At 56.0% G+C, this 24,444-nt stretch carries 27 protein-coding genes and 1 other RNA gene; 18 read left to right on the top strand and 10 right to left on the bottom strand.

The window, feature by feature from the left end; translation table 11 throughout:
* Positions 1-7: 7 nt before the first annotated feature.
* From ACR0NM_RS05750 to ACR0NM_RS05710, 9 genes are all read right to left on the bottom strand, one after another.
* Positions 8-475: an SspB family protein gene (locus ACR0NM_RS05750; protein WP_480613590.1), complete on the bottom strand. Its 468-nt coding sequence runs from the start codon at positions 473-475 to the stop codon at positions 8-10.
* A 76-nt stretch (positions 476-551) separates the two neighbouring features.
* Positions 552-1,802 (bottom strand): chromate efflux transporter, encoded by a 1,251-nt coding sequence (chrA, locus tag ACR0NM_RS05745; RefSeq protein WP_480613588.1) that lies wholly within the window; start codon positions 1,800-1,802, stop codon positions 552-554.
* Complete coding sequence (locus ACR0NM_RS05740; RefSeq protein WP_480613586.1) at positions 1,799-2,614, bottom strand: chromate resistance protein ChrB domain-containing protein; 816 nt, start codon at positions 2,612-2,614, stop codon at positions 1,799-1,801. The genes chrA and ACR0NM_RS05740 overlap by 4 nt, the downstream gene beginning before the upstream one ends.
* 129 nt (positions 2,615-2,743) lie before the next feature.
* On the bottom strand, positions 2,744-3,175 hold the full coding sequence (locus tag ACR0NM_RS05735; RefSeq protein WP_170393148.1) for an ester cyclase: 432 nt from the start codon (positions 3,173-3,175) through the stop codon (positions 2,744-2,746).
* 99 nt (positions 3,176-3,274) lie between these two features.
* Positions 3,275-3,621: a transfer-messenger RNA gene (gene ssrA, locus ACR0NM_RS05730) on the bottom strand.
* Positions 3,622-3,657: 36 nt separating this feature from the next.
* Positions 3,658-4,020, bottom strand: coding sequence for a DUF4345 family protein (locus tag ACR0NM_RS05725; RefSeq protein ID WP_170465381.1), 363 nt, complete (start codon positions 4,018-4,020; stop codon positions 3,658-3,660).
* A gap of 63 nt (positions 4,021-4,083) precedes the next feature.
* On the bottom strand, positions 4,084-4,734 hold the full coding sequence (locus tag ACR0NM_RS05720; RefSeq protein WP_170421484.1) for a hypothetical protein: 651 nt from the start codon (positions 4,732-4,734) through the stop codon (positions 4,084-4,086).
* A 13-nt stretch (positions 4,735-4,747) separates the two neighbouring features.
* Positions 4,748-6,148: a selenium-binding protein SBP56-related protein gene (locus tag ACR0NM_RS05715; RefSeq protein ID WP_170393145.1), complete on the bottom strand. Its 1,401-nt coding sequence runs from the start codon at positions 6,146-6,148 to the stop codon at positions 4,748-4,750.
* Positions 6,149-6,264: 116 nt separating this feature from the next.
* Positions 6,265-6,996 (bottom strand): FadR/GntR family transcriptional regulator, encoded by a 732-nt coding sequence (locus tag ACR0NM_RS05710; RefSeq protein ID WP_170732135.1) that lies wholly within the window; start codon positions 6,994-6,996, stop codon positions 6,265-6,267.
* Between the two features lie 89 nt (positions 6,997-7,085).
* On the opposite strand from ACR0NM_RS05710, the gene ACR0NM_RS05705 reads away from it, so the two are divergent.
* The 18 genes from ACR0NM_RS05705 (at position 7,086) to ACR0NM_RS05620 (ending at position 23,197) form a co-directional block, all read left to right on the top strand.
* Entirely contained in the window at positions 7,086-7,877 is a 792-nt protein-coding gene (locus ACR0NM_RS05705; protein WP_170562820.1) for a DUF2182 domain-containing protein, read from the top strand.
* 4 nt (positions 7,878-7,881) lie between these two features.
* Positions 7,882-8,586 (top strand): DUF1326 domain-containing protein, encoded by a 705-nt coding sequence (locus tag ACR0NM_RS05700; RefSeq protein WP_170393142.1) that lies wholly within the window; start codon positions 7,882-7,884, stop codon positions 8,584-8,586.
* Positions 8,586-9,092 (top strand): DinB family protein, encoded by a 507-nt coding sequence (locus tag ACR0NM_RS05695; RefSeq protein WP_480561530.1) that lies wholly within the window; start codon positions 8,586-8,588, stop codon positions 9,090-9,092. Before ACR0NM_RS05700 ends, ACR0NM_RS05695 begins: the two co-directional genes overlap by 1 nt.
* Before the next feature lies 1 nt (position 9,093).
* Positions 9,094-10,188, top strand: coding sequence for a dimethylsulfoniopropionate demethylase (locus ACR0NM_RS05690; RefSeq protein ID WP_170393140.1), 1,095 nt, complete (start codon positions 9,094-9,096; stop codon positions 10,186-10,188).
* Between the two features lie 50 nt (positions 10,189-10,238).
* Entirely contained in the window at positions 10,239-11,234 is a 996-nt protein-coding gene (gene acuI / locus ACR0NM_RS05685) for an acryloyl-CoA reductase (protein WP_170510026.1), read from the top strand.
* 184 nt (positions 11,235-11,418) lie between these two features.
* A complete protein-coding gene (gene frr / locus ACR0NM_RS05680; RefSeq protein ID WP_170393138.1) occupies positions 11,419-11,982 on the top strand; it encodes a ribosome recycling factor in 564 nt (187 codons plus the stop codon).
* A gap of 9 nt (positions 11,983-11,991) precedes the next feature.
* A complete protein-coding gene (locus ACR0NM_RS05675) occupies positions 11,992-12,723 on the top strand; it encodes an isoprenyl transferase (RefSeq protein WP_480613583.1) in 732 nt (243 codons plus the stop codon).
* Positions 12,720-13,502 carry a phosphatidate cytidylyltransferase gene (locus ACR0NM_RS05670; RefSeq protein ID WP_480613581.1) on the top strand — a complete coding sequence of 261 codons (783 nt, stop codon included), beginning with the start codon at positions 12,720-12,722 and terminating at the stop codon, positions 13,500-13,502. Before ACR0NM_RS05675 ends, ACR0NM_RS05670 begins: the two co-directional genes overlap by 4 nt.
* Entirely contained in the window at positions 13,502-14,674 is a 1,173-nt protein-coding gene (gene dxr / locus ACR0NM_RS05665) for a 1-deoxy-D-xylulose-5-phosphate reductoisomerase (protein WP_480613579.1), read from the top strand. Before ACR0NM_RS05670 ends, dxr begins: the two co-directional genes overlap by 1 nt.
* Before the next feature lie 5 nt (positions 14,675-14,679).
* The gene (gene rseP / locus ACR0NM_RS05660) at positions 14,680-16,032 is read left to right on the top strand and encodes an RIP metalloprotease RseP (RefSeq protein WP_480613577.1); all 1,353 of its coding nucleotides are present in this window, start codon (positions 14,680-14,682) and stop codon (positions 16,030-16,032) included.
* 91 nt (positions 16,033-16,123) lie between these two features.
* The gene (locus tag ACR0NM_RS05655; RefSeq protein WP_255612105.1) at positions 16,124-16,252 is read left to right on the top strand and encodes a hypothetical protein; all 129 of its coding nucleotides are present in this window, start codon (positions 16,124-16,126) and stop codon (positions 16,250-16,252) included.
* 128 nt (positions 16,253-16,380) lie between these two features.
* Entirely contained in the window at positions 16,381-18,741 is a 2,361-nt protein-coding gene (bamA, locus tag ACR0NM_RS05650) for an outer membrane protein assembly factor BamA (RefSeq protein WP_170393133.1), read from the top strand.
* Positions 18,742-18,747: 6 nt separating this feature from the next.
* Positions 18,748-19,332, top strand: coding sequence for an OmpH family outer membrane protein (locus ACR0NM_RS05645; RefSeq protein WP_170595681.1), 585 nt, complete (start codon positions 18,748-18,750; stop codon positions 19,330-19,332).
* 72 nt (positions 19,333-19,404) lie between these two features.
* On the top strand, positions 19,405-19,878 hold the full coding sequence (gene fabZ, locus ACR0NM_RS05640) for a 3-hydroxyacyl-ACP dehydratase FabZ (protein ID WP_170393131.1): 474 nt from the start codon (positions 19,405-19,407) through the stop codon (positions 19,876-19,878).
* Entirely contained in the window at positions 19,875-20,660 is a 786-nt protein-coding gene (gene lpxA, locus ACR0NM_RS05635; protein WP_170405636.1) for an acyl-ACP--UDP-N-acetylglucosamine O-acyltransferase, read from the top strand. The genes fabZ and lpxA overlap by 4 nt, the downstream gene beginning before the upstream one ends.
* A 4-nt stretch (positions 20,661-20,664) precedes the next feature.
* Positions 20,665-21,459, top strand: a complete 795-nt coding sequence (locus ACR0NM_RS05630) for a UDP-2,3-diacylglucosamine diphosphatase LpxI domain-containing protein (RefSeq protein WP_170595679.1) — start codon at positions 20,665-20,667, stop codon at positions 21,457-21,459.
* On the top strand, positions 21,459-22,616 hold the full coding sequence (gene lpxB, locus ACR0NM_RS05625) for a lipid-A-disaccharide synthase (RefSeq protein WP_480613575.1): 1,158 nt from the start codon (positions 21,459-21,461) through the stop codon (positions 22,614-22,616). Before ACR0NM_RS05630 ends, lpxB begins: the two co-directional genes overlap by 1 nt.
* Entirely contained in the window at positions 22,616-23,197 is a 582-nt protein-coding gene (locus ACR0NM_RS05620; RefSeq protein WP_480613573.1) for a cadmium resistance transporter, read from the top strand. The genes lpxB and ACR0NM_RS05620 overlap by 1 nt, the downstream gene beginning before the upstream one ends.
* On the opposite strand, the gene mnmA is transcribed toward ACR0NM_RS05620, so the two are convergent.
* Positions 23,194-24,339, bottom strand: a complete 1,146-nt coding sequence (gene mnmA, locus ACR0NM_RS05615) for a tRNA 2-thiouridine(34) synthase MnmA (protein ID WP_170595674.1) — start codon at positions 24,337-24,339, stop codon at positions 23,194-23,196. The two genes, ACR0NM_RS05620 and mnmA, sit on opposite strands and share 4 nt — an antisense overlap.
* Between the last annotated feature and the right edge of the window lie 105 nt (positions 24,340-24,444).

The following is a 24,444-nucleotide window of genomic DNA, read 5'->3' as shown; positions in this document are numbered from 1 at the left end:
TTCTGGGTCATTTCCGGAAGCTGTCCAGCGAGACCACATCCGCATCATGCTGAGGTTCTGCCTCTTCGGCCTCAAGCTCAATCGGGGCTTCTTCCGTCACATGGATCTCTTCGTCCTCGTCTTCTGGGCTTTCAAAGCGCAAGCCAAACTCAACCGAAGGATCCACGAAGGTCTTGATCGCCAGATAGGGGATGTAAAGGGGTTCCGGCGCATCCCCGAAATTCAGCGTAATCGAAAAGCCATCGTCACCGACTTCGAGGTTTTCAAACCAGTGCTGCATGACAATCGTCATCTCGCCTGGATAGCGCTCACGCAGCCAATCGGCCAACTCAACGCCCTCATGCCGTGTATCAAAAGTGATAAAGAAATGATGCGAACCGGGCAGGCCGATTTCGGACACGTCGGTCAGGACGGTCTTGATCAGGCCTCGCATGGCCGTGTGCATCAGATTCCCGTAGTCGATGTCTTGCGACATGGTTGATCCTCGAAAGTGGTTAATCCCAGCATAGTTCATTCGGACGGAAACGAAAGGCTGTGCTGGGCTGTATTGATTACAAAATCTGCATGCCTAGTCCGGCCAGAACCATGATACCAAGTGTGGTTGCTAAACCGGATTTCATACGAAAAATCAACAGGCCAGCCAGAACGGTCAGCACAAGTGCGCTGAATTCAAGCGACGAAGGGTCGGGTAGGGGGAGAGAAACTGGTCCCCAATGCCACCCCGGAATTGAGGTGAACAAGACGTTTAGCCCGAACCACACGGAGAGGTTGAGAATCACTCCGACGACCGCAGCTGTGATTCCGTGCATCGCGGCCCCAAGACGCGGACGCTCGGCGATTCTGTCCAGATGCGGGGCTGCAAGAAAAATCCACAGAAAACACGGTACAAACGTCGCCCATAGAGCGACAATGCCCGCCGCAAACGCTAGCGAGGCGCCTCCGGCAATCTGACCGCTAAGCATGGCCACAAATTGAGTCACCAGAATCAGCGGCCCAGGCGTGGTTTCGGCCAGACCTAGCGCGTCGATCATCTGGTCCGTGCTGATCCATTGGTAGGTTTCGACCACGGTCTGGGTCATATAGGCCAGCACCGCATAGGCACCGCCAAAAGTTACAACCGCAAGGCGGGCAAAGAACCAGCCCAGATCGCTGAGCAGTTCCTGACCGCTCAAAGACAGAACAAACAACGGCCCCAGCCAAAGAATAAGCCAGAAAACCGCTGTGCGAACAGGATTGGCAAGTGTTGGGCTGGTTTGAACGGCAACGGGCTTGTCGTCTTTCGAAGTCACGAATCCCCAAACGGCAGCGCACAGTATGATTAGCGGGAAGGGCAGGTTGAAGACAAAGATCCCCAAAAAGGCTAGGCCCGCGATAACCCGGTGCTCGACGTCTGTAAGCGCTTTCCTCGATAGGTTCCGTAATGCTTGCAGGACGATGATGATCACCGTGGCCTTGATGCCCAAGAATCCGGCTTGAACCAAAGGCAATGTACCATAGGCCGCATAAAGCAATACCAGCAGCGCGATCACCAGAGCACCTGGCAGTACAAACAAACAGCCCGCGATTAACCCTCCGGCCACGCCGCGCAGCCGCCAACCTGCATAAGTGGCAAGCTGCATGGCCTCGGGACCTGGCAACAGCATGCATAAGGAAAGCGCGCGCAGATAGGTCTGTTCGTCCAACCAGGGGCGCTTTTCGACCAGCTCCTGATGCATCAGTGAAATTTGGGCGGCGGGGCCGCCGAAGGACAGCAGCCCGATGCGCCCAAACACCCTGATCAACTCTTGATATGAAGGGGTCATCTGCCGTGACCCGCGGGCCAGTCATGCGTCTCGCCAGACCCATCGCGCGCCCAGCGATAAAGAGCATCATAGATATGCAATCCAGCCTGCAATTGCTGCTGGTCATCCCGATACTGGCGCGACAAGCCGACCGAAAGGGCGAGCAATCCGGCAGCCTCAGGCGCTAGATCGTGCTTGTTTGTATCGGCTGCACGTATGATCGTGGCCATGCGGTTCAGGGGTTCAGAGCGCAGGTTGAACGCTTCCAGCATCATGTCAAAGGTGCATTTGTCGCCGCGATGGCTCCAATCAGTGCCTTCAACATCAAAGGGTGTAGCGTCAAAGCGTTCGGCAACACCTTGTATTTCGGTTGGAGCGACAAAGAGAAACCGCGCATGTGTATCGACAAACCTTCGGATGAACCACGGGCAGGCGATACGGTCGATTTTGGGGCGGTGCCGGGTGACCCAAAGCGTGCTGCCGTTTACAAGCGCGGGCAGGGCCGAGACCGGCACGAATTGCGCCCCCGGAGTATCACGCCAGGCGAACGTTCCACCTTCCAGATACTCGGCCTGAATCCCGTCAGCCTGCAGCCATGAAACGACGCCCTGACTTATTTTTTTGCCCTTCTGACAAATCACGACACAAGGCCTGTCTCCGATCAGTTGTTGGATGCCATCGATATTGTCATAGGGATGGCGAACCGCAGCCGGGATAAGTCTGGGGTCGTCGTGGAAATCGGCGTCTGTACGCACGTCGACAAGCACAGGCGACTGCGGCGTACCGATCAGACGCAAGAGTTGACGGGGTGTAATTGCATTGGGGGCAGCCATTGCATGTTTCCTTGTTGCTTTGGATACATGCGAACTTGGGCTGCCGCCTCACGGGGTGTTCGCAAGCTTACCCCTTGATCCTCTGCTAGCGCGCAAACGCGGGATGGGTCAAGCTTGCGGTCAAGTTTATCAGGCCCAGTCCAACCTTTGCCCGGTCATGCAAACCGGAAGGGTATCCTGTGGGAACTGCCCCAGTTGTTCAAAAAGTGTAATGAAATCAAACTGATTATAGGCCTCGACCATCTTGTCCCCTTTGAAGCGCGCCATGACTTGTCCGGTAACTTCAAGCGGGGCACCGTTATCGGCCCGGAAGGTGCGGACATGCAGAATACCCGAGACCCAATCACCATTTTCGATGATCTTCGGCAGTTCGACTGTGATCTCGCCCAGAACATGACGAAACGCCATGACCAGATCGCGAAAGTCGTCCGCGCCAACCTGCATTTCGGGTATCAACCCTTCGGCCATCGTATCCGGGGCAAAAAACTGATCGATTGCATCGGTATTGCCTTGTTCCCAGACCTCTGAATACCACGCCCTAAGCCTGTCAGAATTCGTCATCTCAGCCCTCCTGTCGCTTGTTCAGGAAGATGGATCAGAGAAATGAATAAACCCTGAATCCCAGGTGAGTTATGGGCATGGAGCAGACATAATCGGTAAAATGCAGGTTTCTGTTGCCAGGTACCTGCGAACCCCGCCTTACGCGGCTAGGCGCAAGGGCTTAAGTTTCGGTCTTGCTACTGCTTACGCAGCAACTGCAACCGGAGCACGATTGTCGTTTGCAATTGTACTAGTTTCGCCGGTAACGGTGGCAGACAGCCGAGACAAAGCTAACCCCTTTAGACGTTCGTCGATCCTATTTCGGCCCCATGATCCTCAAACGAAGGATGTTGGTGGAGCCGCCGGGTACCGCCCCCGGGTCCGATCCGCTTATTACGAGCGCGTTTATGTCCATAGTCCCGAAGGACCCCTCATATATAGGTTAGGACGTGGTCGGATGCAAACCCGGAATGCTAAGGTTGACTTATATCAAATTCAATAAGTTAAGCAGCTCTGTTCATGTTGGCGAGAATAAGCCAAAGGGCCAGAACAAGCTCGATTCCACCAAAAGTCAGCGCCTTGACGAACGGGGGATTATCCAGCGCCAAAGACACAAACCGGCCCAACGCCGCCCCTGCATAGACAACGCCCAGCATGGCATATGCCATCGGTGTGTTGAGCCAGAGAACCACGGCACCTGTCACCACGAACAACCCGCCAACCGAGGCTCGCATCTCACTAAATCCCATGGTGCTTTTGGTGGGGGCTAGGTCCAGCGCGTTGGCTGTGTAGGCCGGGGCCAGAAATCCGAACAAACCAAAGCCGATGGTCAGCAAGGCGGCAATCACGTTAAGGGCTGTGATCATGGACTTTTTTCCCTTTTTGCTCTGCCCGCAGAGTCTAGCGCAGCACTATGTAAAGAAAAGCATCTAAATCGCTGACCACAAGCCTATAACTCCGACCGCGATCAGGCTGAGAGCCCAGACAAGTTCCAGATTGAACCAACTGCGTGACAGAAATTGAAGGCCCAGCCAGCGATAGACGGCGAAGGCCAGAATGCCTCCGCCAAGGATCATGGCGGCTGTGTGAAGTGCAGCGACCGTCAGTACGAGCAGGCCATTGCTCGCCATGATCTGAGAGACTGCGATCTGGCCCGTTTCCAGCTCGTCTGATCCACACAATCCAAGATAAATCGGAACCAACATCAACGCCGCGCCGTGTGCCAGCGCAACGAGGAACGACCAAAGTGCCAATTTGCTTGGCGGTACGCGCGACAACATCCGAGGATGCCGGCGTGTTATCGCGATGTAAACACCCATTGTGATCACAATCAGCGCAGCGCCGATACGAATTTCGCGTTGATATTCAACCAGAACTGCCATCATAGCAAATGGCAGTAGGACCCCCAGCATGGCGACGAAATGACCACCAGCCAGGGCGGTCAATGCACGCCACAAAGCTGATGGCCGTTGTTCCATCAGCGCCGAAGATACCGCAAGCGGCCAGCCCATTCCGGGATTCAGGCCATGATATGCGCCGCTAAGCACAACGGCCAGCCAGAGACCAGCCGTTGATGTCATCAGAGTTTCCAACTCAGACCGATGGGTAGCAGAAACTATCGGTAGAACAGTCTCCACCCTCAAGCCGGATTTGGTGGGCCCGATATCCGTCGGGGAAGTCGACCCAGAACTTCGGATCCAATGTCAGGCCTCCGTTTTCGCCAACATCCGCCTTGACCATCGCAGCCCCGCGTTCACCGGGATAGAACTGATCATCCCAAGTGGAATAAAGCGAATTGGTCCAATATACCCGCTTTCCATCGCGGCTGATTTCAACCATCTGCGGCCCGTAACCAAAGTCTTGCCCGTTGGGATGTTTTGTTTTCTTGACGATCCCCCCGATCTCGACTTTGCCCGCAAGGGTCGGGTTCATCGGATCAGAGACATCGTATTGATGCATCTCACCCGTGCCCCAACAGGCCACATAAAGGTATTTATCGTCCAAGCTGAGATCGATATCCGTGACCAGTGGCGGAACGGCAGAGAAGCCTTTCAGCAATTCAGGCAAGTCATCTGGATCAGCGGGCTGCGGATCGATCGTGATAGTCTTCTTGGCCTCGAAGGTGCCATCATCATTACGCCACCAAGTAAAGATCGCGCCCTGCAGGTTGGTCGTGTCAACCACCACACCACAGAACCCATATTGTTTGACCGGATCGTGAGCGGGCCGGATTTCCAGGGCCATCTGGTGATTTTCACCTAGATCGATGGTCTGAATATTGGTCCGGCTGCGTAGGTTCCAGAAATGGATGCTGTGCCCGTATTTGTTCGAAAGCAGATCCTCGGCCACGATGCCGTTTTCGAATTGCGGAGGCAGTCCCCATTCCGAACTGACCATATAGTCGCGTGGCAGGTTCCACCAGAAATCGTAGTGTTTGTCTTGGATACCTCGCTCGATCTCGTAGCGCCCAATGATCTCGAAGCTCTCGCAATCCATGATGAAAATGCCCGGAGGACCGTCCGTGCCGTCTTCGCCACCGCCTCCAAGCGTGCTCACGTAGATCCCCTCCGGTCCGCAATGGATCGTGTGCGGGCGGGAATATCCAGTTTTTGCAAAAACTTCTTCGGGTTCGATGATCTTGTGTATCTTGGCCTCAAGCGGGTTCTTGACGTCGATAATGTAGATCCGGCTTGATCGTATGCCAGGAACAATGAGGTAGCGGCGTTCCAGAAACGCATGGCCACTAAGCGGTGACAGCGCAGAGGAACAAGCGTTCCACCCAAAATGGTGAAACTCATCGCCTTTCTCTGGCATGATCACTTGATGGACAATTTTTCCGTAATCATCCGAAGTCGGATCCACGTTCACGACGGCCAAACCGTCTGGTTGGGAAAAATCAGGGCTTAGCATCAACGTGAATGCAAGCGTTTCAGTGGGGCCCTCCATCGCCAGTTTGGCTGATGGGTAAAAGGTTGGGTCCGGTCTTTGGTTCATAACGTCCTCCCGTAAGTCATTGATCTTCAATACATGTTGGAAGTTCCGGTCTTAACGCCGGATGTCATGCTGCCTGCTCGGGCACCTCGCCGTCCTTCGTTCCTTTTTGCCTGTGGTCAGGCGGGTTTGCGTCGTCTTTCGGCCACGTCCTGCGCCAGTTGCCGTGTATAGGCCTCAAGTTTGATCAATGCCGCATCGACCGGGCCGGCATCACGCGCTTCCAGTGCGTCTGTGATGTCACTGTGGAGGGCGATGATCTCTTCGCGGGATCGAGCCGTGAACGTAATCATGTTCATCAGAGGTTGCATAGCCTCGACCGCACCGGCCAATTGGTAGGACAGAACGGGGTTGCCCGCGCCATCCACAAGCGCGCGATGAAAGGCGACGTCGGACGCGCAGAAAGCCTCATCTGTGAGACCTGGTTGCGCCTGACGAAAAATCTCGGCCCGCATGGTGGCGAGTTGATCCGCGGTACGACGTTGTGCCGACAAAGCAGCGCATGCACGTTCGAGCGCATAACGCGCTTCGCATGCGGTGTCGAAACTGACTGCGTTCATCGACAGCAGCAGTGTCGAGGTTGTGACTTGTTGGGAATAGGCGTCCTCAAAACTCAGTCGGTTCACAAACGCACCACCCGATGCCCCGCGTTGCGTGCGGATAAGGGACTGCGCTGCCAGGCGTTTCAGTGCTTCGCGAACCGTAGGCCGTGATACTTTGAACTGATCGGCCAACTCAGATTCTGAGGGCAGACGCTCATCTACGATCAGCCGACCCGAGATAATTGCGTCCCGGATCGCCTGAGCAATTTGAGCGGATAGATCTGCAGTACTCTGAGGGTCGATTTTCATGGTTGTTTTCGGCGATGCGTAATTTTTATTTGTCTGACATTTAAAAGTCTGACATTTGAAAAGCAAGAGAGTTGAGTCGGGAGGAGCAAGTGAGTCGCTCAATTTTCCGCAGCGCGCTTTGGTTGGGCTTCTACATCACGATCCTTTGGTCGTGGTGGATGATGGTCTCGATGAGCCGCGATATGGACGTGGACTGGATCGGTCGACCTGGACCGATGGGTCAGGCGATGGCGGCCATGGATCCGCGTATGGACATGTATATGCCCATGGCCGAGTTCGGCCCACTTTTCTGGATGTGGGCGATCATGATGGCGGCCATGATGCTGCCGACTTTGGTGCCCACGTTGCGCAGTTATGATGATCTGATCCGCAGCGCGAACGGTACGCGGGCAGGGTGGCTGGGCGTTCTATCCGGATACTTCATAGTTTGGGTGGGCTTCGCTGCGCTGATCACTGGCCTGCAATTGGCGCTGCTGTTTGGCGGCGCGGTTGATATGTTGGGAATCGCTAAATCGCCATATCTGGCCGCCGGCCTGTTGATCGCCGTGGGTGCCTTTCAGTTTTCTCGGGCGAAAGAAGTCTGCCACGGTGTTTGCCATGCACCGATGACGTATTTTCTGGGCCACTGGAAAACCGGATTCGGCGGCGGTGTACGCATGGGCGTTGGACTGGGTGCGTTCTGTGTCGGTTGCTGCTGGGGCTTCATGGCGTTGGGCTTTGTCGGCGGCGTCATGAGCCTGCTCTGGATGGGGCTGGCGACCCTGTTCATGGTATTGGAAAAACTTCCCCAGATCGGGCACGCCGTGACCCGTCCTATGGGATTCGTCTTGATTGCGGGTGGTTTTGCACTGCTCGCTCATCACATTGTTTACGGAGGATAAGTCGATGGCTAAAAATAGAAAACCGGATGCAGACAAGCTGCCGGTCAGTCAAAGAATTGACAGCCGGATGCCAAATCCCAAGCGGCGTGAGATGAGCCCGACCGATTGGGCGGTTAAGGGTGAACTGATCCTGAATTGTTCGTGCGACGTATTCTGCCCATGCGTGGTTTCGCTGGGTGCACACCCTCCGACCGAAGGGCATTGCCACGCGTGGATGGGTATCGCGATCGACGAAGGCCATTACGAAGGCGAAGATTTGTCCGGTCTGAATGTAGGTCTGCTGGTTGATATCCCCGGACGCATGGGCGAAGGCCAGTGGAAAGTCGCGGCTTATGTGGATGAACGTGCCAGCGGCAAGGCTTATAATGGACTGTTGCAGATATTCAGCGGTCAGGCAGGTGGCACAACCGGGCTGTTCACTATGTTGGTCAGCGAGATCATAGGGGCTGAACGTGCACCGGTTCAGATCGAAAGGGACGGCACCAAACGCCGGATCATGATAGGGCGCAAGATTCAGGGTGAGATCGAAATGCTGGCGGGCAAAGACCCAGAGCACCCGGTGATGGTTTCAAATTCGAAATACTGGATGGGGCCGGACATCATTGTAGCAAAAGGCACGAAATCCAAGGTGCGCGACTATGGTCGCGTATGGGACTTCGGCGGCAAGTCAGCCGAGATCTGCCCGATTGACTGGCACGGGCCTAAGTAATGATAACCGGTGCCTATGCCCGTGAAATGGCGCGATATAACCACTGGCAAAACAACCAGTTAAAGGGCTTTCTCGAAGCTCTTTCAGACGAAGAATTGGCACGGGATCGCGGCGCTTTTTTCGGGTCGATCATGGGAACTGCCAATCATCTGCTTTGGGGGGATTGGATCTGGATTTCCCGGTTTGACAAGGGACCGGGGCCAGGTGGTGGCATTCCTAAGAGTGTCTCGATCTGCACTGGCATGGCCGACTGGCTGCCGCTGCGCGATACGATTGACGCCCGTATTGCGAGATGGGCCAATACGTTGGGGGATGATGTCCTGAGCGGTTCGTTCACGTGGTACTCGGCTGCAAAAGAGAACGACGTAACAAAGCCTTACGGGCAATGCGTCATTCATATGTTCAATCATCAGACGCATCATCGCGGACAATTGCACCAAATGCTGACCGAGGCTGGTTCGCAGGCACCTGTCAGCGATCTTGTCTTTCTGCCAGAGGATTTCTGACATGGCAGTCATCTCACCGAACCGGCGCGTGCGCAAAACCCCATTCACTCCGGGCGTCGAGGCCGAAGGCGTCACAGGGTATACCGTTTATAATCACATGCTGCTTGCGACGGTTTTTGAAAGCATCGAGGCTGATGCGGCGCATCTGAAACAGCATGTTCAGGTCTGGGATGTCTCGTGTGAGCGGCAGGTACAGATCAAAGGTCCGGATGCGTTGCGGCTGATGAAGATGCTCAGCCCGCGCGATATGGACAAAATGCAGGCGAACCAGTGCTATTATGTGCCGATAGTAGATCACAATGGCGGCATGCTGAATGATCCTGTTGCGATCAAACTGGCGGATGATCACTATTGGTTGTCGGTTGCCGATGGTGACCTTTGGCAGTTTGCTCTGGGAATCGTGATTGCGCTGGGGCTGGATGTCGATATTTCTGAGCCGGATGTGTCGCCCTTGGCGGTACAAGGCCCCAAGGCGGACGAGCTGATGACGCGCGTCTTTGGTGATGAAGTCAGGGATATAAAGTTCTTTCGATATAAACGGTTGGCGTTTGAAGATACATCATTCGTCGTCGCCCGGTCTGGCTGGTCAAAACAAGGCGGGTTCGAGATATACGTCGAAGGGACGGATTATGGCATGCCACTATGGGACACGCTGTTTTCTAATGGCCGAGACCTGAACGTGCGGGCAGGTTGCCCAAACGGGATTGAGCGTGTTGAAAGCGGTCTGTTGAGTTTCGGGTCGGACATGCGGCGCGAGAATACGCCCTATGAATGCGGGCTAGCACGGTTCTGCAATTCTCCGCTGGATTACATCGGCAAAGCCGCTTTGGCGGATCAGGCGAAAAACGGTCCACCCCGGCAGATCCGTCCGCTTGTCATTGAAGGTGAGATCGGACCGTGCACCGAATCTTGGCCGCTGATGGCCGGGGGCCGGCAGGTCGGGCAGGTGGCTTCGGCTGCGTATTCACCCGAGTTTGGAGTGAATGTAGCCATTGGAATGGTCGACCGGTCCCATTGGGCGCCAGGTACGCGGATTGAATTGATGACCGAACATGGAATGCGATGGGCCGAAGTGCAGGAAAAATTCTGGCGCTAAGCCCTTGTTTCAGGAACACAGCCGATTGAGGCAATAGAAGGAGTAAGTTCATGTTTAATGCACTTGTCGTTGAAAAAGATGAAGAAAGTGGCCTCGCAAGCGCTTCGGTGAAGCAGATTTCTCTGGATACGCTACCGGATGGAGAAGTGACGATCGCCGTTGAATATTCAACGGTGAACTACAAGGACGGCCTGTGCATGTCGCCCAAAGGCGGTGGTCTGGTGCGTAGCTATCCTCATATTCCGGGCATCGATTATGCGGGCACGGTCGAGCAGTCCTCGGATGCACGCTACAAACCTGGCGACAAGGTCGTGCTGACGGGCTGGCGCGTAGGTGAAGCGCATTGGGGCGGCTATTCACAAAAAGCAAACGCGCGGGCAGATTGGCTGGTGCCGTTGCCGGATGGGTTGGATACACGGCAGGCGATGGCCGTTGGCACTGCCGGGTTCACCGCTATGCTGGCCGTCATGGCGCTGGAGGATCAAGGTTTGCAGCCGGGTCATGGCCCGGTGTTGGTCACAGGTGCCGCAGGAGGTGTCGGCTCGGTCGCGACGGCCATTTTGGCCCATCTGGGCTATGAGGTTGCAGCTGTGACCGGGCGTCCTGAAACCGAAGAATACCTGAAATCACTGGGTGCAACCACAATTGTCCCGCGTGACGAGTTGAACGAGACCACCAAGCGTCCGCTGGAAAGTGAAACTTGGTCCGGATGTGTTGATGCGGTGGGCGGAGCGATGCTTGCCCGCGTGCTGGGGCAGATGAAGTATGGGGCCTCGGTAGCTGCGGTTGGCCTTGCCGGTGGTGCGGCGCTGCCCGCAACCGTGATCCCATTCCTGCTGCGCGGTGTTAATCTGTTGGGCATCGACAGCGTGATGCAGCCATACGACAACCGGGTCCGAGCCTGGAAGCGTATCGCGACCGATTTGCCCATGGATAAGCTTGAGGCGATGGTCCACGCAGCAACCCTTTCTGATCTGCCCCAGTTGGGAGCGGACATCCTGCAAGGTCAGGTAAAAGGGCGCGTCGTGGTAAACGTGAACGCTTGATAGACAAAACAGACAACGGATCGGCCGGAGCATGCATCCGGCCGACCCAATTGTCGGGAATGAGGCCGAAATGCCGGAAACAGTTCTGGCCATTGCCACATTTCGTGACCATGATTGCTATACATCCCATTTGTGATGGCTTAAGACCCATCCGAACATCACCTGAAGACGGGGAGTGAGCAGCATGTCTGATGATTTCGAACTCGATACCGATGATCTGAAACGCCGCATGGACGGTGCCATGGCCAACCTCAGAACCGAATTCGCTTCGCTGCGGACCGGTCGTGCATCGGCTTCAATGCTTGAGCCCGTCATGGTCGATGCTTACGGCGCGATGACTCCGATCAATCAGGTTGGTACCGTGAACGTCCCTGAACCGCGCATGGTAACCGTGAATGTTTGGGACAAGGGCCTCGTCGGCAAAGTTGAAAAGGCCATTCGGGAAAGCGGTTTGGGTATTAACCCGCAACTGAATGGTACCATCATCATGCTGCCGATTCCCGAACTGAACGAAGAACGCCGTCGCGAGCTCGGCAAGGTCGCGGGTCAATATGCAGAAAGCGCACGGGTTTCGATCAGGAATGTGCGCCGTGATGGCATGGACCAGATCAAAAAGGCCAAGGCAGACGGCATGTCCGAGGACGATCAGAAATTCTGGGAAACCGAGGTTCAGGAGCTGACGGATACCATGATCAAATCCGTCGATGATGCGCTCGAGACCAAACAAGCCGAGATCATGCAGGTCTGAGCCTCGGATATGCCAAAGGATCCCGATACCTCTCCGATTGCAGGGCCGCGCCACGTTGCTATCATCATGGACGGCAACGGTCGCTGGGCACAGTCGCGCGGGCGGCCTCGATTGTTTGGCCATCATGCAGGTGCGCGCCGCGTCCGTGAGGTGGTCGAGGCCTGCCCAGGTTTAGGGATCAAGTATCTGACAGTATTTGCGTTTTCGACTGAAAACTGGAAACGCACTCAGGTCGAAGTTGCAGGCCTGATGAGCTTGTTCCGCCGTTACATCGTCAAAGAGACCAAGACCTTGAAAGATAACGGCATTCGGGTCCGTTTCATTGGGGATAGAGTTCGGCTGGATACCAAGCTGACCGAGCTGATGGATACGCTTGAACGCGAAACACAGAACAATGACCTGGTTCATCTAACCGTTGCCTTGAACTATGGCGGTCGTGACGAGGTGGCGCGCGCGACCAGACGTTTGGCACGTGACGTTGCCGATGGCACTCTGCGCCCCGAGGACGTGGACGAGGAAACTCTGCCCAAATATCTGGACACGCGCGTTCTGCCAGACCCCGATTTGGTGATCCGTACCAGTGGTGAAGCGCGGATTTCTAATTTCCTGCTGTGGCAGTCTGCCTATTCCGAGTACGAATTCATCGATACTCTGTGGCCTGATTTCACCGCTGCAGAACTGGAACGGCTGTGCCGCAACTATGGATCGCGTGAACGGCGGTTTGGAGCGGTCCCGGCATGAGTGATGGCCGATGGTCTGATCTGACTGCCCGGGTTTTGTCGGCTTCGGTTCTTGTGACTATTGCGGCAGTCGAAGTTTGGCTAGGCGGCCTGTGGTTTGAGATATTTATCGGCACCGTCTGCGGTCTGATGATATGGGAACTGATCCGGATGATCGACCCAGAACGTCAGGGTGTCGCGATTCAGCTGGCGATACTGACCGGGTTCGCCGTGGTCCTAAGCTATCATCTACCACCGCTATACAAGCTTCCATGTTTGGTGGCCCCGGCATTGGTAGGAGCAGGACAGATCAACCGTGCGCGCGGGATATACGTCCTGTTTGCCCTTTGGATCGCGATGTCGGGGCTGGGATTCATATCGATCCGAGAAAACCTAGGATTTGGATGGATGGTTTGGCTGATCCTTGTGGTCGTGGCCACGGATGTCGCCGGGTATTTTGTGGGCAAAACGCTTGGCGGACCTAAGTTTTGGCCCAGAGTTAGCCCCAAGAAGACATGGTCCGGTACGGTTGGAGGCTGGGTTGCTGCCGCGCTGGTCGGAACAGTTTTTGCGCACTATGCCGGTTTCGGCATTGCTTTTATCGTTGTCTCGGTTCTTGCCTCTATGGCCAGCCAGATCGGTGATATTGTTGAAAGCGCGACAAAACGTGGCTTTGGCGTTAAGGACAGCTCAAACCTTATACCCGGTCATGGCGGGTTTCTGGATCGGTTCGATGGGATGATGGGCGCGTCTGTCTTTGTGCTGCTCGCAGGGCTCATATACGCGCCCGGAGGTATGTGATGCGGAAAGTATCCATATTTGGTGCAACCGGATCAATCGGCCAGAATACGATTGATCTGATCGCGAGACATCCGAATGCCTATGACGTGGTCGCGCTGACCGGTGGTCGCAACATCACGCAGCTCGCACGCGATGCGATGCGCCTGGATGCAGATGTGGCGGTGACTGCGTTTGATGACAAACTGGACGACCTGCGTGACGCATTGGCTGGCAGCGGAGTGCGGGCGGCTGCGGGGCAGGCGGCACTGATCGAGGCCGGGGCGCGACCGGTGGATTGGGTAATGTCCGCAATTGTCGGCTCCGCAGGGCTGGCTCCGGGGATTGAAGCCTTGAAACAAGGGGCGACACTGGCGCTTGCCAACAAGGAAACGTTGGTGTGTGCCGGGCCGCTGGTTCTGGAAACAGCCCGGGCGCATGGTGCAACGCTATTGCCTGTTGATAGCGAACATTCGGCCGTCTTTCAGGCGCTTGTGGGCGAGGATATGGCAAGCGTCGAACGGATTATCATCACCGCAAGCGGTGGGGCGTTCCGGGATTGGCCGCTTGGCGATCTGGCAAAGGCGACTGTTGAACAGGCGTCGAACCATCCGAACTGGAACATGGGACAGCGGATTACCATCGACAGCGCGTCGATGTTCAACAAAGCGTTGGAAGTCATAGAAACCAAAGAATATTTTGGTGTTCATCCATCGAAGATCGAAGTCCTCGTACACCCAGAATCCATCGTTCACGCATTGGTCGGATTTCAGGACGGCGCTTTGATGGCGCATCTGGGGGCCCCGGATATGCGCCATGCCATCGGATACGCGCTGCATTGGCCCGAACGGCGCGATTTGCCGGTTGCGCGTCTGGATTTGGCGCAACTGGGTCAGTTGCGTTTTAATGACCCGGATGAGGCACGCTATCCGGCCTTGCGTCTGGCCCGCGAAGTGATGCAGCGCGGCGGCTTGTCCGGCGCGATCTTCAACGCCGCCAAAGAACGCGCATTGGACCATTTTATCGAAAACCGGATACGATTTCTGGATATGGCTGACACAGTGTCGGCCGTGTTGGAGCGTTTTGAGGCCTCGGACAGCCTGATTGATGCACCATTGACCCTTGATAATGTACAGCAAACGGACCATCTCGCACGGCAGTGGGTCGATGAAACCGTATTGGAACGAGCAGGATAGAACTTTTGGACATACTTTCTTTGATCCCGCAATTTGGCAATCTACTCTATACCATCATTGCCTTTGTTATTGCGCTTTCAGTGATTGTCGCGGTGCATGAATACGGCCACTACATCGTTGGCCGGTGGTCTGGCATCCATGCCGAAGTGTTCTCGATCGGGTTCGGTCCGGTTCTGTGGAGCCGTGTCGATAAGCGCGGCACCCGCTGGCAGGTCGCGCTGCTGCCCTTTGGCGGTTATGTCAAATTCCTGGGGGATGCCAATGCCGCGTCCGGCAAGGACGAAGACGCGATGAGTGAGATCGCCGAACGAACCCCCGAAGAACTGCGCCGTACCATGCACGGCGCCCCGCTTTGGGCGCGTGCGGCGACTGTTGCGGCTGGGCCGGTCTTTAATTTCGTGATGTCGATTCTGGTGTTTGGCCTGATTTTCTGGTCGCAAGGCGTTTCGCGTGAACCTCTGACAGTTGGGGCGTTGCAACCGTTGCCCGGTACGATACAGGGCTTGCAGGAGGGGGATGAGATCATCGCCATCGCAGGCATTCCAACGCCGGATTTCGATGACGCAAGCAACTGGTCAGATTTCATCAATTCACTGCCTGTAGAACCCGAGCTGGACTATACGGTTATCCGCGATGGCGAGACCATTGATGTCGCCGCCCCTTGGCTCTTTCCGCCGCTGATCCAACAGGTTACGCCGCGCAGCGCGGCGATGGATATTCAGTTGCAACAAGGCGACGTGATCACCGCCGTAAACGGTGATCCGATCTTTGCCTTCGAACAGCTCAAGGAACATGTCGAGGGTTCGAACGGGCGCGTATTGCTGTTGGACGTATGGCGCGACGGGGCGGATTTGGAGTTTGCGCTGGCACCCCGGCGCACGGACGAGCCGAAGTCCGATGGTGGATTCATCACCCATTGGCGCATCGGTATCGTCAGCGGCATGATGATCGAGCCCGAGACCGTTCCAGCGGGAATTTGGGATTCGATCAAAGGTGGCGTGAACCAAACCAAGCGCATCATCGAAGGCTCACTGTCGGGAATGTGGCACATGATCACCGGAGCGATCAGCACCTGCAATATTTCCGGGCCGATCGGTATTGCCGAAACCTCGGGCGCTATGGCCAGCCAGGGGGCACAGAACTTCATCTTCTTCATCGCCGTATTGTCAACGGCGGTCGGGTTGCTGAACCTGTTCCCGATCCCGGCCCTGGATGGGGGGCATTTGCTGTTCTATGCGTATGAAGCCGTGTCCGGCAGACCGCCCAGTGACAAGGCGCTGAGGGTGTTGATGGGGGTCGGAATCACACTGATCCTGTCATTGATGCTTTTCTCGGTCAGTAATGATCTGTTCTGCTGATTAAGGCGATCTTGGCACCGTTCCGACGCAAAATTGCCGCAATTCAAGCCTATCTTATTGGGGTGCATCGATAAGTGTAGGCTTGAGTTCAATGACCAAGGCGTTTCAAAAATCCTATCAGAGTGTCAGCGTCCTGTTCCAGTTGAACTGGGATATGCTGCTTAGCTTTGCCGTGACCGCACTGGCCCTAGCTGTTGGTGGTTATCTGCTCGGTTTGTGATTCTCCTGAACATGTCTGACTTACGTGCAACGGCCTTATGGGCCGTTTTTGCTTTTTCGTCTTTTGACATGGCCTCACAATCGGGCTACTCAGCAGCTAAAGGCTGAAAATTCTGGGTAGTGATAAAAATGACTGACAGCAGGCGCACGGGCACATACTGCGGCTCGCGGGGGCGGAAAAGCAACATTTTGTGGCAGGCACTAACGTTCTTTTTCCTTTTTGCTACACCGGGTTTACTGGTTCTGACGCAGCCCGCGCAGGCGCAATCCTACACCATCAACAGCTTCGAAGTTGAGGGCAATCGACGGATCGAGACTTCGACGATTATCGCCCGCACCGGGATCGAACCGGGGCAGACTGTTACGGCAGGACAATTGAATGATGCCTTCCAGCGTTTGCTTGACAGTGGTGTTTTTGAAACAGTCGAACTTACACCGCGTGGCAGTACGTTGGTCATCGCGGTCGAGGAATACCCGACCATCAACCAGATCAGCATCGAGGGCAATCGCCGCGTAAAAGATGATCTCCTGCTCGAAGCGATATCGTCCCAAACCCGCCGCGTATTCACGCCTCAACAGGCCGAAGCGGACGCTGACCTGATTGCCGAAGTATATTCGGCGCAGGGCCGCGTATCCGCGACGGTTATCCCGCGCATCATTCGTCGCAGCGATAACCGTGTCGATCTGGTGTTCGAAGTCGCCGAGGGAACGACAATCGAGGTCGAGCGCGTCAGTTTTGTAGGAAACCGCGCGTTTTCGGACCGTCGCCTGCGCCGCGTGCTTGAAACAAAGCAGGCGAACATTCTGCGGACCTTCCTTCGCGGCGACACCTTCATTGCCGACAGAATTGAATTCGACAAACAGGTGATCCGTGATTTCTACCTGTCACGCGGTTATATCGATTTTCGCGTCAATAGTGCCAATGTCGAATTCACCCGCGAACGGGATGCATTCTTTCTGGTTATGAACGTCACAGAAGGACAGCGGTTCTCGTTCGGTCAGATTACGACCGTCAGTGAGATCCCGGGTGTGGACCCAGCGCCTTATCAGGCGGCTCTGAAAGTCAAACCAGGTGTAATTTACTCTCCGACGGTGCTTGAGAACTCGATCGCGCGGATGGAGCGTCTGGGGCTGAAAAACGGCGTTGATTTCCTGCGGGTCGAGCCCCGGGTAACGCGTAATCCCCGCGATCTGACGTTGGATGTCCAGTTCGTGCTGACCCGTGGCCCGCGTATCTTTGTGGAACGCATCGATATCGAGGGGAACACAACCACCCTGGACCGTGTGATCCGCCGCCAATTCGATACCGTTGAAGGCGACCCCTTCAATCCCCGCGAAATCCGCCAGAGCGCCGAACGTATTCGCGCCTTGGGTTTCTTCTCGGTCGCTGATGTGGAAACCCGCGAGGGATCGTCGCCAAGCCAGGTTATCGTGGACGTGGATGTCGAAGAACAACCAACCGGTTCGTTGAGCCTGGGTGGTAGCTACTCGGTCTCGGACGGTTTCGGGATCGCAATCGGATTGAATGAATCGAACTTCCTCGGCCGCGGGCAAAACCTGGGTATCACGTTGTCGACAGCTCAGGATTCTGAGCAGTACGTTATCAACTTTACCGAGCCTTATCTGCTGGGCCGTAAGCTACGCTTTGATCTTGGGCTTGGTCTGGCCAGCACCAATTCGAGCTTTGCCAGCTACGACACAAAAACAGTGTTCTTCCGCCCACAGCTGAGCTACGCGATCGGTGAACTGTCGGCGCTGCGTCTTCGCTATGGTTGGGATCGCAGCGAAATGACCCAACAGAGCAATGAGCGGAACGGCGCTGTCATCTCATCAGAGATCGATCAGGGGAAACGAACCAGCAGTTCTCTGGGTGTGTCCTACGTATACGATAGCCGTATTGGTGGCCTGAACCCCACAGCGGGCGTCCTGTTCGAAGTCGGCGTGGATGCTGCTGGTCTTGGCGGGGACAATGAATTCTTCAAAACCACGGCACGGGCGATAGCCCAGAAACGCGTCCTCAACGAAGAAGTCGTATTGCGCGCGACGCTTGAATTGGGTGCACTGAACTGGACCGGGGACGATTTCAGCCGCACGCTCGACCGGTTTGTTCTAGGTCCTAGCACATTCCGCGGGTTTGAGCCTGCTGGTATCGGGCCGCGTGACCTTTCGAACGGGCAGGACGATGCCATCGGTGGCAACTACTACTGGGTTGCTCGTTTCGAATCGGACTTCCCGCTGGGGTTGCCCGAAGAACTGGGGCTGCGTGGCGGCGTCTTCTACGATGTTGGCAACCTCTACAATCTCAACAACGTCAACACCGCTGGCGCTGATATTGTTGGTGAAAGCGGTTCGATCCGGCATGTTGTAGGGGTATCCGTACTGTGGGAAACACCGTTTGGTCCGCTTCGCTTCAACTTCTCGCAGGCCCTCAAGAAAGAGGACTTCGATAAAGAGCAAAGCTTTGACCTGACCGTTCAAGCCAGGTTCTGATCGCGAATGATCACCGAAGTTAAGAACATCCTGCAGGGCCCGCTAAGGGCCCTGTGCGTTTTGGTACTGCTAGCTGTAGCAATGCCGCTGGGTGCGCAGCAATTGGGCGTGCCACAAACAGACGTTCTGACAATCTCCAGTGAGCGTTTGTTTGCAGATTCCGCCTTTGGGCAGCGCGTCTTTCGCGAGATTGAAGCCGAAAGCACCCTTTTGGCTGAAGAAAACGAACGGATTGTGGCGCAGTTGAGCAAGGAAGAAAAAGATTTGACCGAAAAGAGGTCAGATCTTTCGGGGGACGAGTTTCGCCCGCTTGCCGAAGCTTTTGACGAGAAAGTTCAATCACACCGTGACGGCCAGCGCGCCAAACTGGACGCATTAGCGCGGCGCGGCGAAGAGGCGCGTGGTCAGTTTTTTGAAATGGCGCAACCGGTGCTGATCGAATTGCTGCGCGAATTTGGCGCCTCGATTGTGATCGAGCGGTCCAATGTGGTTCTAAGCACGGACGCCTCAGATATTACCAACGCTGCGATCGCCAGGATCGATGCCGCAATCGGCGACGGCGCTACACTTGAAAACAATAACAACGAATAGGCTGGCTTGCCCTTGGGTACGGGTATTGCTAACCACGCTTGAAAGAGACATCCAGAACAGGACATCCGCACCATGACCACGGAAACCAAGAGCGCCGACATTCAGCTGATTCAGCGTATATTGCCGCATCGCTATCCGTTTTTGCTGGTCGACAAGGTTGTGGATATCGATGGCTATCAATCAGCGGTGGGCATCAAGAATGTCACCATGAACGAGCCGCACTTTCAGGGCCATTTCCCCGGAACTCCGATCATGCCTGGCGTGACCATTGTCGAGGCGATGGCGCAGACTGCAGGGGTTATGCTGGGTGTCGGCATGGATGTAATCGACAGCGAGTTGCTGATCTATTTCATGAATATCGACAAATGCAAATTTCGCCGCAAGGTCGTACCAGGCGATGTTCTCGAAATGCATGTCGAAACTGTACGCGGTAAGAAAGGTGGCAAGATCTTCAAGTTCAGCGGCCGCGCGACAGTCGAGGGCGAGGTTGCTGCCGAAGCTGAATTTTCGGCCTATGTCGACTGGGACATGGAAAAAACAACATGAGCGGTATTCATCCCAGCGCCATTATCGAAGACGGTGCGCAGATCGGGCAGGGTTGTACGATTGGTCCATTCTGCCATATCGGTCCGCAGGTCCGTCTGGGCGATCGGGTCGAATTGAAATCCCATGTCGTAGTCACCGGCGATACGTCAATTGGTGATGACACAGTGATTTTTAGCTTCGCAGTAGTCGGTGAAATCCCACAAGATAAGAAATTCGGTGGTGAGAACACACGCCTTGAAATCGGTGAACGCAATCGCATTCGCGAGCATGTGACCATCAACACCGGCACGGATGGCGGCGGTGGTATCACCCGGATTGGCGATGACTGCTTACTGATGGCCGGTGTCCACGTGGCGCATGATGTACAAATCGGCAACCGGGTCATTCTGGTGAATCACGCTGGCGCGGCTGGTCACTGTATTATCGAGGATGACGTCATCGTTGGTGGAATTTCGGGCTTGCATCAGTTCGTGCGCGTTGGTCGCGGTGCCATCATTGGCGCGCTTACGATGGTCCCGAATGATGTGATTCCATATGGGCTTGTTCAGGCGCCTCGGGGCGAGCTGGATGGCTTGAATCTGGTCGGTTTGAAACGGCGTGGTGTAACGCGTGAGGATATCTCGGCATTGCGCGCGGCCTTCAAGGAACTTTCAGAAGGAGACGGCACCTTCATGGATCGCGCCACCCGGCTGGGCGAGGATGCAGACAACGAATATGTGCGCCAGATCGTCGAATTTGTGACGGGGCAAACAGACCGTTCGTTCCTGACCCCGAGGAAGTAGGCCAATGCTGGCATTGATCGCAGGAACTGGCGCTTTACCAGACGAGGTGGTCAATTGTCTGCCAAACCGCCCGCTGATCTGCGCTCTGGAAGGGTTTGAGCCCGATACACTGACCACCGACTTGGTTTTTCCATTGGAGCAACTGGGTAGCTTCGTCGCCGATCTCAAAGCCCGCGGCGTGACCGAGATTTGCATGGCAGGGGCAGTGCGTCGTCCGACTGTCAATCCAGCTCGCATTGATGCGGCGACGATGCCGCTGGTGCCGATCCTGCAAAAGGCCATCATGGCCGGTGACGACGGCGCATTGCGCGCGGTCATTGGTATATTTGAGGATGCCGGTTTGACGGTCCGTGCGGCGCATGAGATCGCACCGGATTTGCTGCCGCCTCTTGGCTCATTGACCGAAGCCCAACCTTCTGAAGCTGATCACGCCGACGCAGATCGAGCGGCAGGAATCCTGCGCAACATGGGGACGGCGGATATCGGTCAGGCTTGCGTAGTACTGAAATCCCAAGCGTTGGCGATCGAGGGCATCTATGGCACCGCATGGATGCTGCAATCCTTGACTCAGCGCCCCGACGCGGGCGGTGGCATTCTGTACAAGGGTCCAAAACCAGATCAGGATCGCCGCGCAGATATGCCTGCCATCGGACCCGACACCGTTTCGGGGGCTGTCGCGGCGGGCCTGTCGGGCATTGTCATCGAAAAGGGCGGCGTCATTGTTTTGCAGCGCGACCGCGTGATTGATGAATGCAATCGCCTTGGTTTGTTTCTTTATGTCCGCGAGCGCACGGTCTGATGCGCGTATTTCTGGTCGCCGGTGAACCCTCGGGCGACCGTTTGGGGGCCGCGTTGATGGAAGGTCTGCGTACCCTTTTGCCAGAGGTGCAGTTTGATGGGGTTGGCGGGCCGCTAATGCAGGCGCAGGGGCTGACCAGCCGATTTCCCATGTCCGAACTCAGCATTATGGGGTTGGTCGAGGTTCTGCCCAAGTTCTTTCACCTAAAACGCCGTATCGCTGAGACTGCTCAGGCAGTTCTAGACACGAAGCCTGATGTACTGATCACTATCGACAGCCCGGATTTCTCGTTGCGTGTGGCTAAGCTGGTAAAGGCCTCCAGCGAGATTCGCACGGTCCACTACGTTGCCCCCAGCGTCTGGGCCTGGAGACCGGGGCGCGCAGACAAGATGGCGAAAGTAATCGATCACGTCCTTGCGCTGTTACCCTTTGAACCGCCTTATATGGAGCGGGCAGGGATGGAGTGTGACTTTGTCGGCCATCCGGTTGTGAACGAACCCATTGCGTCCGATCAGGATATCCAGCGATTCCGCGCGGCTCACCATCTGGGCGACGCGCCCATCGTGCTGGCATTGCCCGGCTCCCGACGGGGTGAGGTCGAGCGGCTGGCTCCGATCTTTGGCGCTGCTTTGCAGGAATTTCTGAGAGACCGTCCCGGTATGCGCGTGGTCGTGCCCGCAGTTGCACATATGGTTGATGCGGTCGCCGAACAGGTTCGGAACTGGCCGGGGAATCCGATAGTTGTTGATCCGCAGGAATTGCCCTCGGACGACGCGCAAGCGCAGAAACGGGTAGCGTTTGCCGCAGCTGATCTTGCATTGGCTGCATCCGGCACGGTCTCATTGGAACTGGCCGCGCAGGCAACACCGATGGTGATCGCCTATAACCTCAACTGGCTGACCACGCTGATCGCAAAACGAATGGTTAAGCTGGACACCGTCACACTGGTCAATCTGGTCTCGGAGACACACGCAGTACCCGAATGTCTGCTGGATGAATGCCAACCGGACAAGATCGCTTCGGCGTTGGAACAGGTGGCCGCCACCCCCAACGCCCAACATCAAGCCATGGCGACGACGATGGAGCGTCTTGGTCGCGGTGGCGAAGCACCGGGTTTGCGTGCGGCAAGGGCCGTTTTGGACAGAATGAAATCGTGATGCTGGATCACACGATCTTCGCTGCTTCGGCCTTCATGGCGCAGGTTTTGACCAATCTCGACAACCTCGCAGCGCTTGTTGCGCTGATGATGGTGTCTGGCCCGCGCCGGACCGTTGCGGGCTTCCTGCTGGCGCAGATGTTAATCATCGCGGCCGCCTTATTGTTGGCCTTGGGTGTCGATGATGTTGTGCCACATTGGGCTGGATATCTGGGCGTGATACCACTTGGCCTCGGGCTAATCGGAGTTGTCCGCCAGTTCCGGGGACCGGAGACCGAGGAGGCCCCTCAAATATCCACGGGTGCTTCGACATTCGTCACCATGCTGCTGTTCATAAGCCTGTCGATGGACACGTTCGCTGTGCTTGCGCCGCTATTGGCAGACTCGGCCCCCAGCTATCGGATTGCGGGTGTCACCGGCGCGGTGGCAGCAGCGCTGACGCTGACCATGCTGGGGCTTTGGGGTGCACAATCCCCGATCATGACCGGCGGTTTCGCACGTCGGCTTGAGAAACTGGTGCCTTATGTAATGATTTGTGCCGGGATCTATATCCTCAGCAACTCGTGGACTGACGCGATTTAGTAACCGCGCCAGATCCAGCCGCCGCCAAAGATACGGCTGCCATCGGTTTCGTAGAACACACAAGCCTGACCCGGAGAGATACCTTCTTCGGGCGTCAGCAATTCAACCTCGGCTGTTGTTTCCGATAGGGGGCGAATAATCGCCTCACGCGGGGGGCGGGTCGAGCGGACTTTGACCGAAACATGCCATTCGTTCTTTGACGTGAACGGTTCGTCACCCAGCCAATTGATCTCGCGCACGGGAACGGTTCTTGTGGCCAACATCTCTTTGGGGCCGACAACAACCTGTTTCTTGTCCACATCCAGCTTGACCACATACAAAGGTTCGCTGAGACCACCGATACCGAGCCCACGACGCTGACCGATCGTATAGTGAATCACCCCGTTATGCTGCGCCAGAACGCGGCCATCGGCGTGTACGATCTCACCGGGTTCTGCGGCTCCGGGGCGCAGTTTTTCGATCACGCTGGCATAGTTTCCGTTGGGCACAAAACAGATGTCCTGGCTGTCCGGCTTGTCTGCCACCGCCAGCCCGTATTGCGCGGCCATTTCGCGCGTGGCGTCCTTGGAGGGCAGGTGGCCTAGCGGGAAACGCAGGAAATCCAACTGTTCCGGTGTGGTCGAAAATAGGAAATAGGACTGATCGCGATTTGCATCCTCAGCACTATGCAATTCGGCCCCGTTTGCGCCCATCTTGCGCTGAATATAATGGCCCGTGGCCATGCAGTCGGCCTCAAGGTCCTTGGCGGTCTCAAGCAAGTCCTTGAACTTCACCCGTTCATTGCAACGGATGCAGGGCACCGGAGTCGCGCCGGCAAGATAGCTGTCGGCGAATTCGTCGATTACAGCGTCCTTGAAGATATTTTCATAGTCCAAGACGTAGTGAGGGAACCCGCGTTCTTCCGCCACGCGACGCGCATCGTGGATGTCGATCCCCGCACAGCACGCGCCTTTCTTGGCCAACGCCGCACCGTGATCGTAAAGCTGCAGAGTAACACCTACGACATCATAGCCTTGATCAGCGAGATGGGCCGCCACAACAGAGCTGTCCACACCGCCGGACATGGCCACGACAACCCGCGTTTCCGAGGGTGGTTTGGCAAAGCCAAGCGAGTTCAGCGGGGTCTCGGTATCGAGGGCCATAGGCGGTTCCTGTCCGGGTTAAGAAAGACCGGCAGAATATAAGAAAATTCTAGACACTCTCAAGGGGCGGTTTCACGCCCTTTTAAGTAAGCTGGGTGCAGCTTT

Source organism: Ruegeria sp. AF2, from assembly GCF_056542025.1.
Note: the sequence above shows the minus strand (reverse complement) of the source record. Positions and strands in the feature narration are given on the sequence as shown.

Bases quoted from the DNA above. Each gene is read 5' to 3' on its own strand.
- ACR0NM_RS05720 (WP_170421484.1), bottom strand. From the start codon at position 4,734: ATGACATCAACGGCTGGTCTCTGGCTGGCCGTTGTGCTTAGCGGCGCA.
- acuI (WP_170510026.1), top strand. From the start codon at position 10,239: ATGTTTAATGCACTTGTCGTTGAAAAAGATGAAGAAAGTGGCCTCGCA.
- ACR0NM_RS05725 (WP_170465381.1), bottom strand. From the start codon at position 4,020: ATGATCACAGCCCTTAACGTGATTGCCGCCTTGCTGACCATCGGCTTT.
- ACR0NM_RS05670 (WP_480613581.1), top strand. From the start codon at position 12,720: ATGAGTGATGGCCGATGGTCTGATCTGACTGCCCGGGTTTTGTCGGCT.
- chrA (WP_480613588.1), bottom strand. From the start codon at position 1,802: ATGACCCCTTCATATCAAGAGTTGATCAGGGTGTTTGGGCGCATCGGG.
- dxr (WP_480613579.1), top strand. From the start codon at position 13,502: ATGCGGAAAGTATCCATATTTGGTGCAACCGGATCAATCGGCCAGAAT.
- lpxA (WP_170405636.1), top strand. From the start codon at position 19,875: ATGAGCGGTATTCATCCCAGCGCCATTATCGAAGACGGTGCGCAGATC.
- ACR0NM_RS05655 (WP_255612105.1), top strand. From the start codon at position 16,124: ATGACCAAGGCGTTTCAAAAATCCTATCAGAGTGTCAGCGTCCTGTTC.
- ACR0NM_RS05735 (WP_170393148.1), bottom strand. From the start codon at position 3,175: ATGACGAATTCTGACAGGCTTAGGGCGTGGTATTCAGAGGTCTGGGAA.
- mnmA (WP_170595674.1), bottom strand. From the start codon at position 24,339: ATGGCCCTCGATACCGAGACCCCGCTGAACTCGCTTGGCTTTGCCAAA.
- ACR0NM_RS05700 (WP_170393142.1), top strand. From the start codon at position 7,882: ATGGCTAAAAATAGAAAACCGGATGCAGACAAGCTGCCGGTCAGTCAA.
- ACR0NM_RS05620 (WP_480613573.1), top strand. From the start codon at position 22,616: ATGCTGGATCACACGATCTTCGCTGCTTCGGCCTTCATGGCGCAGGTT.
- lpxB (WP_480613575.1), top strand. From the start codon at position 21,459: ATGCGCGTATTTCTGGTCGCCGGTGAACCCTCGGGCGACCGTTTGGGG.
- ACR0NM_RS05740 (WP_480613586.1), bottom strand. From the start codon at position 2,614: ATGGCTGCCCCCAATGCAATTACACCCCGTCAACTCTTGCGTCTGATC.
- ACR0NM_RS05710 (WP_170732135.1), bottom strand. From the start codon at position 6,996: ATGAAAATCGACCCTCAGAGTACTGCAGATCTATCCGCTCAAATTGCT.
- ACR0NM_RS05695 (WP_480561530.1), top strand. From the start codon at position 8,586: ATGATAACCGGTGCCTATGCCCGTGAAATGGCGCGATATAACCACTGG.
- ACR0NM_RS05645 (WP_170595681.1), top strand. From the start codon at position 18,748: ATGATCACCGAAGTTAAGAACATCCTGCAGGGCCCGCTAAGGGCCCTG.
- ACR0NM_RS05690 (WP_170393140.1), top strand. From the start codon at position 9,094: ATGGCAGTCATCTCACCGAACCGGCGCGTGCGCAAAACCCCATTCACT.
- fabZ (WP_170393131.1), top strand. From the start codon at position 19,405: ATGACCACGGAAACCAAGAGCGCCGACATTCAGCTGATTCAGCGTATA.
- ACR0NM_RS05675 (WP_480613583.1), top strand. From the start codon at position 11,992: ATGCCAAAGGATCCCGATACCTCTCCGATTGCAGGGCCGCGCCACGTT.
- ACR0NM_RS05715 (WP_170393145.1), bottom strand. From the start codon at position 6,148: ATGAACCAAAGACCGGACCCAACCTTTTACCCATCAGCCAAACTGGCG.
- bamA (WP_170393133.1), top strand. From the start codon at position 16,381: ATGACTGACAGCAGGCGCACGGGCACATACTGCGGCTCGCGGGGGCGG.
- ACR0NM_RS05750 (WP_480613590.1), bottom strand. From the start codon at position 475: ATGTCGCAAGACATCGACTACGGGAATCTGATGCACACGGCCATGCGA.
- ACR0NM_RS05630 (WP_170595679.1), top strand. From the start codon at position 20,665: ATGCTGGCATTGATCGCAGGAACTGGCGCTTTACCAGACGAGGTGGTC.
- frr (WP_170393138.1), top strand. From the start codon at position 11,419: ATGTCTGATGATTTCGAACTCGATACCGATGATCTGAAACGCCGCATG.